This window comes from Shewanella sp. TC10 (genome assembly GCF_009663145.1).
Taxonomy (GTDB): domain Bacteria; phylum Pseudomonadota; class Gammaproteobacteria; order Enterobacterales; family Shewanellaceae; genus Shewanella.
On the sequence record NZ_VKHR01000012.1, the window covers coordinates 49,047 to 61,463 of the forward strand.

Genomic DNA, 12,417 nt, shown 5'->3' on the forward strand with positions numbered 1-12,417 from the left:
CGAGAGTTAGTTATCAATATCTATTAAAAAGGCCATCAACAGTTGTTGATGGCCTTTTTAGTCTGGATAGATTCAGTTTCAGTGAATCAATGTACAGTTATTAGCTGTGTATTCTATCCTTCTAGCTTAGCAAGCTCAGTTTTTTGTTCTGTTAGCTTTTCAATATCGCGTTGATATTCAGCTTGCTTTGCGCGTTCTTTCTCAATAACCGCAGCAGGTGCTTTAGCAACAAAACCTTGGTTAGATAGCTTACCTTCAATGCGTTTAAACTCTCCTGCAGCTTTTTCAAGTAGCTTGTCGATACGGGCAACTTCTTTAGCTACATCGATAAGCCCTGCCATAGGGATTAATAACTCCATATCGCCTACAAGTTGTGTCGTTGACATTGGCGCTGCTTCACCGTCAGCTAGAATAGTCATAGACTCAAGTTTTGCTAAGGTTTTGAAGAAGGTTTGGTTTGCTTCAATACGCGCTTTATCTTGCTCACTTACGCCACGTAATAATGCATTAAGTGGTTTAGAAGGGGCAATGTTTAGCTCTGCGCGAATATTACGCACTGCAGTAATGACTTGCTTAACCCACTCAAGATCTTCCATCGCTTGGGCATCAACTTTAGCTGCATCGAACTCAGGGAACGAAGCGAGCATTAATGTATCACCTTCAACACCAGCAAGCGGTTTAACGCGCTGCCAAATGGTTTCAGTTAAGTACGGCATCATTGGGTGCATTAAACGCTGCATTTGTTCTAGTACAGTGACCAATGTATGACGAGTACCACGAAGCTGCGCTTCGCTGCCATTTTGCATAACAGGTTTAGTTAATTCTAAGTACCAGTCACAGAATTGGTTCCAAGTGAACTCGTAAATGGTGTTAGCTGCTAAATCGAAACGGTAGTTAGTCATATGCTCGTCGTAAGCTTTAACGGTTTGATTAAATAAACCGATAATCCAACGGTCAGCTAGTGACAATTCCATTTCACCAGGCTTGCCATCAACAAGCAATTGACCACAATCTAATGCTTCGCCAATAGCGTCTTCATCAGCACCTTCAGTTTGTACTTCAGTGTTCATTAGTACGTAACGTGAGGCATTCCAAATCTTGTTACAGAAGCTACGGTAACCATCAAGACGTTTCATGTCCCAGTTGATATCGCGACCTGTTGAAGCCATAGACGCAAGAGTAAAGCGCAATGCATCAGTACCATGTGGCTCGATGCCATCGCTAAACTCTTTACGAGTACTCTTTTCAATTTTAGCGGCCATTTTAGGCTGCATCATATTGCCAGTACGCTTATCAACGAGTGACTCAAGGTCGATACCGTCAATCATATCTAATGGGTCAAGTACGTTACCTTTAGATTTTGACATCTTATTACCGGCTTCATCACGGATAAGACCTGTGACATAAACGGTTTTAAAAGGTACTTGTGGCTTGCCGTTTTCATCTTTGATGAAATGCATGGTCATCATGATCATACGTGCAACCCAGAAGAAGATAATGTCGAAACCGGTAACCAACACATCTGTTGGGTGGAATGCTTTTAATTCTTCAGTGTTCTTTGGCCAGCCTAGAGTAGAGAATGTCCATAATGCTGAGCTGAACCAAGTATCGAGTACATCATCATCTTGGCGTAGAACCACTGAGTCAGCTAATTTGTGCTTAGCGCGAACTTCAGCTTCATCACGGCCAACGTAGACTTTGCCTGCTTCGTCATACCATGCAGGGATACGATGTCCCCACCAAAGCTGGCGTGAAATACACCAGTCTTGAATGTCACGCATCCAAGAGTTGTACATGTTCTCGTACTGCTGCGGCACAAACTTAATGTCGCCGTTATCAACTGCTTCCATGGCCGTTTTTGCCATTGGTGCTACTGACACATACCATTGGTCAGTCAGTAATGGCTCAATGACCACACCAGAGCGATCGCCATAAGGCACTTTAAGACCGTGCGGGTCGATTTTGCCTAACAGACCTAACGTTTCGAACTCTTCAACAATCGCTTTACGTGCTGCAAAACGCTCTAAACCTGCGTAACGCTCAGGTAAGCTGTTATCTAATTCGTTATTTGCTGTGCCGTCTGTATTAACCACTTCAGCTGCGCTACGAATGTCAGCATTGATAGTTAAAATGTTGAACATAGGTAAAGCGTGACGTTTACCCACTTCATAATCGTTAAAGTCATGAGCTGGAGTGATTTTCACACAGCCTGTACCAAATTCCATGTCGACATAGTCGTCAGCAACGATTGGGATTAGACGGTTTACGATTGGCAGTAGAATAAACTTACCAATTAATGACTGGTAGCGCTCATCATCAGGGTGAACCGCAACCGCACTATCACCTAGCATGGTTTCTGGGCGGGTAGTAGCAACTTCTAAGTAGTCTTTACCATCGCTAGTTAATGCGCCGTCAGCTAGCGGGTAGCGGAAGTGCCACATGCTGCCTTGCTTTTCTTTGTTTTCAACTTCTAAATCTGAAATAGCGGTGTGTAGCTTTGGATCCCAGTTTACTAGACGTTTACCACGGTAAATTAATTCATCATCATATAAACGTACAAACACTTCTTGTACGGCTTCTGACATGCCTTCATCCATAGTGAAGCGCTCACGATCCCAATCTACAGAGGCACCTAGGCGACGTAGTTGTTTGGTGATGGTGCCACCAGATTCGTTTTTCCAATCCCAAATACGTTCGATAAAGTTGTCACGACCTAAGTCATGACGACCTAAGCCTTCCTCAGCAAAGACCTTACGCTCAACCAACATTTGAGTCGCAATACCCGCGTGGTCGGTACCCACTTGCCAAAGAGTATTTTTACCCTTCATGCGCTGGTAACGTGTCAAGGTATCCATGATGGTGTCTTGGAAAGCGTGACCCATGTGTAAACTACCCGTCACATTCGGTGGCGGGATCATGATGCAATAGTTACCTTTTGACTCATCGCCATGTGGTTTGAAGTAGCCTTGCTCTTCCCAGTTTTGGTAAAGAGATTGCTCAATTGACTGCGGGTTATATGTTTTTTCCATGGGATTTTTGTTTTCTCAATCTAAATTAATAGTTGGTATTGTTAACGAATCAACGGACTTAAACGCCAGTGAACTCAGTTGTTGTGAGTTCAATGCCTAATTGCTTGTAATCGCGGTAGCGAGCACGGGCAATCTGTTTAAGCGCATCATCATTAGCAACAAAATCGATAATATGCGGAAAGTTAACCGCAAATGATGGCACTTGATCTGCGAGGTTGATGAGTAAATGGCGGCTTTTATTAGCGCCTAATTTATCAAAACCTATTTCCACAGGTGAACCGGTTACTGGTCCTTCCCCTTTTAAATTGTGAGGAACAAATGCCGTTGGCTCAAATTGCCAAAGTAATTCGTCAATGGCGTATGCCTGCTGTTTGTCTTGGCAATGAATATAAATTAATTGCTGCTGACGGTAATGCTTTTCTGCTAATTGGCAGGCGCTTAACAATACACTTTCGATAGCACTGGGCTGTGTATTGATGGCGGGCATTAAGTAAAACAGAGTCTTTGGCATGCTTTTACTATATTTGACGAAGTAAAGACGGATTTTACACTAAAAGCAACTCATGGGGCTAGGGCGGACAGCGGTTAAATTAACATTTAGATGTGATTTTTAATTCATTTAGAAAAACAAAAAAGGTGAAGAATTGCTTCTTCACCTTTTCTTATCAAGCTTAATCTATCGACTCGTGTCAATAAGGCTTATTCGCCTTGATCTACACCTGCGCGATTGATTAAGAACTGACTTAATAATGGTACAGGGCGACCTGTTGACCCTTTATTTGCACCACTGTTCCAAGCAGTACCTGCAACATCAATATGCGCCCAGTTATATTTCTTAGTAAAACGAGATAAGAAACATGCTGCAGTAATAGACCCTGCTGGACGACCACCTAAGTTAGTCATATCAGCAAACGGGCTTTCAAGCATTTCTTGATATTCATCCCAAATCGGCATGCGCCAAGCGCGGTCGCCAGATTGTTCACCCGCATTTAACAGCTCGTGAGCTAATGGGTTGTGAGATGAGAATAAACCTGAAGCGTGCTTACCTAGCGCAATAACACAAGCGCCAGTTAAGGTTGCTGTATCAATAACAAGTTCAGGATCGAAACGTTCAACGTAAGTTAGAACATCACATAATACTAAGCGACCTTCAGCATCGGTATTAAGTACTTCAACCGTTTGACCTGACATGGTGGTAAGGATATCGCCTGGGCGGTATGCATCACCTGAAGGCATGTTTTCACAGCCCGCAAGAATACCGATAACATTGATTGGCAAGTTCATTTCACATAGCGCTTTCATCGCGCCGATAACACCTGCTGCGCCGCCCATGTCATATTTCATCTCATCCATACCATCACCTGGTTTTAATGAGATGCCGCCTGAGTCGAAGGTTAAGCCTTTACCCACAAGTACAATTGGTTTTTCAGTTTCATCAACTGCGCCTTTGTACTCCATAATGGTCATGATTGACTCATTAGCACTTGCACGGCCCACTGCTAAGTATGAGTTCATACCTAGCTTAGCCATTTGCTCTTCACCAATGGTGGTAACAGTTAAGTTCTCATGAACTTCGCCAATTTGACGCGCTTGAGAAGCTAAGTAAGCTGGGTTACATATGTTTGGTGGCATGTTGGCCACGTCACGACATAAGTCCATACCTGCAGCAACTGCCATTCCGTGCTCAATAGCACGTTCGCCAATAGTAAGTTCACGACGAGTCGGAACATTGAATACCATTTTGCGAAGTGGACGGCGAGTTTCACCTTTGCGGGTTTTTAAAGTATCGAAACTGTATAAACTGTTATAAGTTGTTTCAACAGCTTGGCGTACTTTCCAATAAGTGTCGCGGCCTTTAACGTGCAATTCAGTTAAGAAGCAAACCGCTTCCATTGAACCCGTTTCGTTTAGGGTGTTAATGGTTTTGGTGATAATTTGTTTGTATTGGCGCTCATCGAGTTCACGCTCTTTGCCACAACCGACTAACAAAACGCGCTCACTGAGTACGTTTGGTACATGATGCAATAATAGCATCTGTCCTGGTTTGCCTTCTAAATCACCACGTCGAAGTAGGTTACTGATATAACCTTCACTGATTTTATCCAATTGCTCCGCGATACCAGATAAACGACGAGGTTCGTATACACCGACAACGATACAAGCTGAACGTTGCTTTTCGGGGCTGCCGCTCTTTACGCTAAACTCCATGAGCACTCCTAGATTATTAAAGACAAATTTTTATATTTATTAGATAATGTTTTAATTAGGCCTGTTAGGCCATATTTACAAACCTTTAAGGAAATAAATCCTTGGTAATTTTCTGCTACGCAGCTAAATGAATTACACTTAAGGAAGCTCACGAGCTGGTCAGAAAACTATCAATAACTGCTAAAAGCAGACATTTTATAGTGAACTTACTCTGATACCAGCAAAAAGACAAGTTTAGACAGTGGATCCTACCTGTGATTGTATTTAGATACTTGATCGTTGAAGTTTTAAAAGCCCAATTTGCGATACTTTTGGTGCTGTTAACTATTTTTATTAGCCAGCAATTTGTGCGTGTATTAGGGGATGCCTCAAATGGCGAATTTCCTGCATCATTAGTGCTGACATTGTTAGGGCTTAATTTACCGCAACTTACAGTGCTGGTGTTGCCGCTGAGTTTTTTCTTAGCGATATTGCTTGCTCATGGGCGAATGTATGCCGAAAACGAAATGGTGGTTCTCCATGGCGTTGGGATCAGTGAATGGTATGTCACTAGGGTAACCTTGTTGATTGCTGTCGCTAACTTGATATTCACAGGTATTTTATCTGTGTATGTGGGGCCTTGGGCTGAAGAAAAGCAAAACCAAGTGTTAGAGCAAGCACAATCAGAGGCGGGACTTGCAGCCATAGTGCAAGGACGTTTTCAGGCTAGCCCCAACGGGCGAGCCGTATTATTCGTTGAAAAAATATCGAAATCCAATGAGTTACAAAAAGTTTTTGTAGCACAACTTCCCGATCCTGAAGATGAAGAAGGCCTCACTAATATTGTGGTGTCTGAGCAAGGTCGAGTGGTTGAAGATCGCTTTGGGAGTCAACAATTACAGCTTGATAACGGTATTCGTTATCAAGGAAGTGCCCATCATCTCGATTATCAAATGATTGAGTTTGGTGGTTATAGAATGGAAATTAAAGAACAGGAAGTTGACGAAAGGCGCAGAAAGTTATCAGCGCTACCTGTTAAAGAACTTTTAAGTACTCCAGGGCCTGAAGCGGTTGCTGAGTTCCAGTGGCGCCTTGCCTTACCATTGGCTATTCCATTAATGACACTTATTGCTGTGCCACTGGCAAGAGTGAATGTAAGACAAGGTAAGTTTGCCAAGATGTTCCCAGCCATTTTGCTCTACTTAGGTTATTTCGGTTTAATGGTTGCTGGACGTAAAGCGTTAGAGGATGAAGTAATCCCATTAGCACTAGGGATGTGGTGGATCCATGGTTCTGCGCTGGTGATGGGCTTGTTTTTACTGGGCAAAGAGCGTCCGAGTGGGGCTAAAATACTGCAAAGCTTTAAGCGCAAGCAGGTGGCATCATGAAGATATTAGATCTCTATATTGCGCGAGTTATCATTAGTACATCAGCGTTGTGTCTACTTATCTTGACAGGCCTGTCTGGCATTATTAAGTGGGTCGACCAGTTACGAGTGGTGGGTCGCGGTGCATACACCATGCTGGATGCGATGATTTATGTCATCTTCTTAATTCCACGTGATATCGAAATGTTCTTTCCTATTGCGGTGTTATTAGGTGCATTAATCGGAATGGGAATGCTTGCGTCTAATTCTGAGCTTGTAGTGATGCAAGCATCAGGCATGTCACGCCTACAAATTACTATTTCAGCGATGAAAACCGCTATTCCGCTGATGATTATCGTGATGGCGCTAGGTGAGTGGGGTGCACCCGTAGCCGAGCGGAGCGCTAAAGAGTTACAAGCGACCAAAGTATCAGGTGGTAGTTTGATAAAATCCCATCGAGGGGTTTGGGCTCGAGATGGCGATTTATTCGTTAATATTGGGGAAGTTGAAACCATCAATACCCTCAATAACATCACCTTTTATGAGTTTGACGATGATTTAAAGTTAAAGACCATGACCCAAGCAATGCGTGCAAATTTTGCTAATGGCGTATGGCGATTGATGGATGTGAAAAACACCCATATTACCCAAGATAAAATCACCTTAGAGTACCAAGAAGAACGTGTATGGAACTCGACACTGACGCCAGATAAATTAAGTGTGGTGTCAGTAAAACCTGAAGCATTAAGTATTCAAGGCTTAATTGGTTATTTAGATTATTTAAAAGTGAACCAGCAAGATCCAAGTCGGTATGAGCTAGCGCTGTGGCGTAAAATTATGCAACCGATTACCGTTGCTGTAATGATATTAGTGGCGTTGTCATTTGTGTTTGGTCCCTTAAGAACAGTGACTATGGGCGCGAGGGTGTTATTGGGGGTTGTTGCAGGGTTTAGCTTTTACATCTGTAGCGAAATATTTGGACCGTTAAGCATTGTGTATGGGTTACCTGCTTACATCAGTGCCAGTATGCCAGCGGTGTTGTTTAGTGCTGGGGCGTTATACTTTATTAGGAAATAAACGGTGTAGACGTATCGAGCATTAATCAGTGTGTAACTACGCATAGCTAAAAGACACTAAAACCAGCCTAACATTATGACGAGTGGCTGGTTTTTTTATGCCTGTAAATAGGATTACTCTTTATTAAGATGAGTTGAGTTAACTTGCTTTTTTAGGGTGAACACTATCTCTACCATGCTCTTTAGCATAGTAAAGATATTCGTCAGCTTGGGATATTGCAGAGTCGACAGAGTGAGTGATATCCGCTTTGCCTATGCCAATACTCACTGTAATAGGAATGGTGATATTTTCATAAACAATCGGATTGTCATGAATGGTATTTCTGATTTTTTCGGCCACTTCATAGGCGTCTTCAAAAGGAGTTTGTGGCAGTAAAATTAAAAACTCTTCCCCACCCCAGCGCGAAATCATATCTTGCTTGCGCAAAGTGCTAACAAATAATTGAGCCAGTTTTACTAATACTTCATCACCATAAGAATGACCATATTGGTCGTTAACTTGCTTAAAAAAATCAACATCAATCAGTAAAATGCTCATCGAATGCTTATTGCGTAATACTCTGGCATATTCATAGTCAAGCTGTTCCATCATTGCACGACGGTTTGGAATATTAGTGAGGTGATCACGAAGGGCTTGTTGCTCAAATTTTTCGCTGAGCTGTTTAACGTGTAAGAAAGATTGATGGCGTGAGTATTCATAATAGCCAGCTAAAAAGGTAAGGGTCAATAATGAATAAAGCACGCGGGTTTTAAATTCATAAGTGTAAGTTGCGATCAATAATTCATCATTAGGGTAGAACATTATCAGGCAATAACATGCAATAAATACGAGGGTGTTTCTAAGTCCACCTTTTAAACCACCAAAAAACATCATCACAGGCGGGACTAAGAAAATCCATAAGGGCCCAGTGTTGTTTGCGCCGCCACTATAAACTAGATACAGCATTAGCGTCAGTAAACTCAGCTGAATTAAGGTGCCAGAAGTTTCAAATCTATATTGTCTAAGAAAAAGCCAGTGATTCTGTAGCGAGAGAAAAAATAAGATACTGGAGAGCAATAATACCATCGCGAGGGTGGAGTTATTGTCGATATAAGCATTGATACCGAGGATAAAGGTGATTGAAAAACCTACCACACCAAACCAATTGATAATCAGGATTTTATGACGTTTTTCAGGGTCGTCGTAAAGCTCTGTACCTCGGTTCAGATAATTTAACAGCAATTTTTTAATCGCAATTATGGTATTCAAGGTTTTCCGTTCATCCCTTTACGCAATAAATTCCATGAATAAGTTAAAAGAACTTTCCTAGGAATGGCTTTTTTACTTATTATCCTCTTAAGATACTCCAGTATCTCTGTCTCGCCAAGTAACAATCGTATGTTGGCGTAATGTGTTTGTCTCTTGAGGGTTATTGTTGCGTTAATTGGGTACGGAAGGACTCAGACTCTAGCAGTTAGGGTTTATGATTAAGCATGAAAAAAGCCAATTGATTATTCAATTGGCTTTAATGGGATGATTGCTGCTACAAAAGTAATACTGACTCTTTATAAATGGTTTTAAGCGTTAAGTTTTAAATACCGAGTTAAAGTCTTAATTACTAAGTCTAAGCCTAAGCACTGAGTTTTAAATGCTTAGCCTAAGCACCGCGCCAATTTCGCATTTGATTTGCTTCAACAGATAAAACCACAACTTCAGAGCGGGTCATTTTATCTTGTAAGGCTAGTTTATCTGGATTAATCAGGATAAATAAATTGCCAATTCCAGCAAAAGACCAAACCACACGGGCGATAGCAGTAATAAAACTTAAGTTTTGCCCATTTGGGTGTTGCACTTTTAAACGCCAAGCTCGCATACCTAATGTTTGGCCTCCACGGCTCCAAAATATGGCGTAAAACCCAGCTACACAGATCACTAACCAAAGTTGATAGAAGCCTTGGTAAAGCGGTGTTTGGTTCAGTAAGTCAGAAACATGTTCATGGCCATTCATACCGATAACCCCAGTGCTGGTTAAACCAAAAAAGAGTCCGAAGCCAATCACACCTGCAACCATATATACAGCCACTGCAAGTAAAGCATCATAAATCATAGCGCCACAACGTTTAATAAAGCTGGCTCTAGGAAAGTTCGCGTGTTCTGAATTAATCATGTAAACCCTTTGAATTAGCTAGTTGGTGTTTCTTCGTCGTCTTCTCTGACAAATTTAATGCTGCTAAACCCAAAACGAGCAAATTCAGTTTTACGGAATTCTTTTTCAGCCTTAGCGCCTTTTTTTGAAGTCATCGCCACTTGTTGTTCCATCGCGAGAAAGCGGGTTAAATCTATGCCTTCCGCTTCTGCTGCGGCTTCATATAAGTCGTGATGAATGTCATAGCTAAACGGGATAACTTTGGTTTTACCTTTAAAGATATAAATGACTTGGCGAGCCATGGAAACTCCTAAAATCGGGTTCTGTGGTATGAGCAGAAATAAACTCATACGACTAAATAAGCAGCTGCACTTTTCATGCTGACACGGCTGTAATAAGTTGGCTATTATAACGAAAGCTGAAGATGCAAGATAGCACTGATGAATAGCTTTTACTGGCAATTAACACATGATTCATCTAGTCATAAATCAAACCGAAATCTGTTTATAACAGGGGAAGCGACAATGAGTTGCTCATTGGCACAATACAAAAGGAAAAGAGAATGTCTGCAAGTCTTAAGATAGTGTTTATCGGCGTAATTGGGTTAGCTTTTCAAATGGTAGCAATTCCTGCACATGCTGGCATGGAAGTATTTAAAGATGGCACTGCAATTAAAGGCTATGGGCAGATTGCGAAGGTCGAGTCTCAGCTATCTATTCCCAAAGATATGGTGTTTAAAGTCGCTTTTGATATGAGTAAAGCTGCAAAACCTGGTGAGGTTAATCGCAATTTAAATACTTTGGCACGTTTCATTAATATGCATGTTGCGGCAGGTGTTAAAGCTGAGAACATTCAATTGGCCATGGTGGTTCATGGTGCGTCGGTTGCCGACTTAGCAAAGGATTCATTTTATCAAGGGCAATTACCTCAAGAATTAGCGACTCAACAGCTGATAAATGCGAACAAAGGTTTAGTTGAACAATTGGTTAACTATGGCGTTAAAATATATATTTGTGGCCAAAGCGCTGCTTATTACGGGTTAGATAATGCGTCCTTGTTGCCAGGTGTTGAAATGGCGTTATCGGCTATGACAGCGCACGCTGTATTGGCGCGGCAAGATTACAGCTCAAACCCATTTTAGCGTGTAATAACTCATCTAAATCAACTGATTAGCGATGCTACTCATCATCAAATTGCATCGCTTCTTTAATCTCATCGCTGCCAAATCCCTTACGCGATAAATAGGCATAGGCTTTCGATTTATCTTTATAGTCTGATAAGTCGTAACGCTTTTTCATCAGTTGCTCTTTACAGCTTTGATAGAAATCGATTTCTTCAGCCTGGCTTAACTGATAAATCGTATCTTGAAACTCACTGATATCAATGAGGCGTTGTTTCAATTCTTGTAAAATAACCTTCTCGCCTTTGCCTTTATTATAAAGCTTGATGATTTCAGTTCTTAAATCAGCTTTATCAGCTTTTAAAGCTAATTTACTGCGCAATGTTTCCCGTTGTGGGTGTACAGATAATGCATGATCAATTTCAGCTCTTGAGAATCCTTTACTGGTCATCTGAGCGTAAACTTTCTCTTTATTCGTGCCTTGGAAGTGTTCAAACTTGTTGAGTAAGCGCGATTTCGCCATTTCAAAGGTATCAATTTGTTGAGTTTCCATGACTTGTTCAATCGCATTATCAATTTCGGGTATTGATATCCCTCGTTGCTGTAATTTGCGTTTTATGGCGCTAGTACCAATTTCATTATGAAAAGCCAATTCACAGTAACGCACCGCAAAATCTTGATTGCTTTTTAAATAACCACTTTCAATTAATTTCGCGAGAACAGTATCAACCCATTGTTGATTATCAGTTTTTCGCTCTAATTTGGTGCGAATTTCACTAATAGTGAAATCCTGCTGACTTAAGTGCCAATAGGCACTGTTAAACACATTATCAATGGTTTTGGCTTGGCGAAGCGTTTGACGTTGCATAACAAGTAGATCTTTTGATAAGTAAAATCAATCGCAGTGTAGCAGAACATCTAAGCGATAAGCATCAGAACTTACTGGACTCATTTATATAGCTAGGGTTTATTCGGCTTGAGCTCATACAGCAAGGGTTTATTATGTTAGCAAACGGATGCTAGCTATTGGCGGTCATTTTTTAAATGAGAAATGCCCCAGAATAAAATGCCAGCTCCTGAGCAAGAAAAGAAAAAGAATAACCCTATGCCTATAGGAGAACCCCATGATAAAACACTATAAAGCACGTCCATGTTTAATTTCCTCTGACTTGAATAAAGGCTGAATGTTCGAAATTGATGTTAATTAACATCCAAATCAGTATAAGAAAGCTTTAGCTGAAATCCAAATTTGTCAGTTTCTAGTTGTAACTTCCTACTTCCTACTTCCTACTTCCTACTTCCTACTTCCTACTTCCTACTTCTAAAATCAGGCTGAAAGAAGAGATTAATGTGACATGTTTAGAATACTTCACGATTGTTTGTATATGGTTATTCGTTCATGACTGTTCTTATATGGTTATTCGTTTATGACAATTCGTTGATGGTAGGTAGATTATCAGCAGATGCAATTAGAGATGAGGCAGCGAAAAAAAAAGTCGTGAACAGCTTGCCA

Annotated in this window: 10 protein-coding genes; 3 read left to right on the plus strand and 7 right to left on the minus strand. The window is 41.3% G+C overall.

What is annotated here, in order from left to right; genetic code table 11:
* Positions 1-113: 113 nt before the first annotated feature.
* The 3 genes from FNZ24_RS06200 to pepA all read right to left on the minus strand — a co-directional run bounded on the left by FNZ24_RS06200 (position 114) and on the right by pepA (position 5,237).
* Positions 114-3,029 carry a valine--tRNA ligase gene (locus tag FNZ24_RS06200; RefSeq protein WP_153913596.1) on the minus strand — a complete coding sequence of 972 codons (2,916 nt, stop codon included), beginning with the start codon at positions 3,027-3,029 and terminating at the stop codon, positions 114-116.
* A gap of 58 nt (positions 3,030-3,087) precedes the next feature.
* Complete coding sequence (locus tag FNZ24_RS06205) at positions 3,088-3,540, minus strand: DNA polymerase III subunit chi (RefSeq protein ID WP_153913597.1); 453 nt, start codon at positions 3,538-3,540, stop codon at positions 3,088-3,090.
* A gap of 188 nt (positions 3,541-3,728) precedes the next feature.
* Complete coding sequence (gene pepA / locus FNZ24_RS06210; protein ID WP_153913598.1) at positions 3,729-5,237, minus strand: leucyl aminopeptidase; 1,509 nt, start codon at positions 5,235-5,237, stop codon at positions 3,729-3,731.
* A 254-nt stretch (positions 5,238-5,491) separates the two neighbouring features.
* On the opposite strand from pepA, the gene lptF reads away from it, so the two are divergent.
* Entirely contained in the window at positions 5,492-6,604 is a 1,113-nt protein-coding gene (gene lptF / locus FNZ24_RS06215; protein ID WP_153913599.1) for an LPS export ABC transporter permease LptF, read from the plus strand.
* Positions 6,601-7,659 carry an LPS export ABC transporter permease LptG gene (gene lptG, locus FNZ24_RS06220; RefSeq protein WP_153913600.1) on the plus strand — a complete coding sequence of 353 codons (1,059 nt, stop codon included), beginning with the start codon at positions 6,601-6,603 and terminating at the stop codon, positions 7,657-7,659. The genes lptF and lptG overlap by 4 nt, the downstream gene beginning before the upstream one ends.
* A gap of 138 nt (positions 7,660-7,797) precedes the next feature.
* Here lptG and FNZ24_RS06225 read toward each other — a convergent pair whose 3' ends face one another.
* From FNZ24_RS06225 to FNZ24_RS06235, 3 genes are all read right to left on the minus strand, one after another.
* Complete coding sequence (locus FNZ24_RS06225) at positions 7,798-8,907, minus strand: GGDEF domain-containing protein (protein WP_153913601.1); 1,110 nt, start codon at positions 8,905-8,907, stop codon at positions 7,798-7,800.
* A 388-nt stretch (positions 8,908-9,295) separates the two neighbouring features.
* Entirely contained in the window at positions 9,296-9,805 is a 510-nt protein-coding gene (locus tag FNZ24_RS06230) for an RDD family protein (RefSeq protein ID WP_153913602.1), read from the minus strand.
* A 14-nt stretch (positions 9,806-9,819) separates the two neighbouring features.
* Positions 9,820-10,086 (minus strand): DUF2960 domain-containing protein, encoded by a 267-nt coding sequence (locus FNZ24_RS06235; RefSeq protein ID WP_153913603.1) that lies wholly within the window; start codon positions 10,084-10,086, stop codon positions 9,820-9,822.
* A 260-nt stretch (positions 10,087-10,346) separates the two neighbouring features.
* On the opposite strand from FNZ24_RS06235, the gene FNZ24_RS06240 reads away from it, so the two are divergent.
* Positions 10,347-10,925 carry a DsrE family protein gene (locus FNZ24_RS06240; protein ID WP_153913604.1) on the plus strand — a complete coding sequence of 193 codons (579 nt, stop codon included), beginning with the start codon at positions 10,347-10,349 and terminating at the stop codon, positions 10,923-10,925.
* Positions 10,926-10,962: 37 nt separating this feature from the next.
* Here FNZ24_RS06240 and FNZ24_RS06245 read toward each other — a convergent pair whose 3' ends face one another.
* Positions 10,963-11,772, minus strand: a complete 810-nt coding sequence (locus FNZ24_RS06245; protein WP_153913605.1) for a RecX family transcriptional regulator — start codon at positions 11,770-11,772, stop codon at positions 10,963-10,965.
* Positions 11,773-12,417: the final 645 nt, after the last annotated feature.

Excerpts from the sequence above, each read along its gene's own strand:
- FNZ24_RS06230 (WP_153913602.1), bottom strand. The coding sequence starts at position 9,805 with ATGATTAATTCAGAACACGCGAACTTTCCTAGAGCCAGCTTTATTAAA.
- lptG (WP_153913600.1), top strand. The coding sequence starts at position 6,601 with ATGAAGATATTAGATCTCTATATTGCGCGAGTTATCATTAGTACATCA.
- FNZ24_RS06245 (WP_153913605.1), bottom strand. The coding sequence starts at position 11,772 with ATGCAACGTCAAACGCTTCGCCAAGCCAAAACCATTGATAATGTGTTT.
- FNZ24_RS06200 (WP_153913596.1), bottom strand. The coding sequence starts at position 3,029 with ATGGAAAAAACATATAACCCGCAGTCAATTGAGCAATCTCTTTACCAA.
- FNZ24_RS06240 (WP_153913604.1), top strand. The coding sequence starts at position 10,347 with ATGTCTGCAAGTCTTAAGATAGTGTTTATCGGCGTAATTGGGTTAGCT.
- FNZ24_RS06235 (WP_153913603.1), bottom strand. The coding sequence starts at position 10,086 with ATGGCTCGCCAAGTCATTTATATCTTTAAAGGTAAAACCAAAGTTATC.
- pepA (WP_153913598.1), bottom strand. The coding sequence starts at position 5,237 with ATGGAGTTTAGCGTAAAGAGCGGCAGCCCCGAAAAGCAACGTTCAGCT.
- FNZ24_RS06205 (WP_153913597.1), bottom strand. The coding sequence starts at position 3,540 with ATGCCAAAGACTCTGTTTTACTTAATGCCCGCCATCAATACACAGCCC.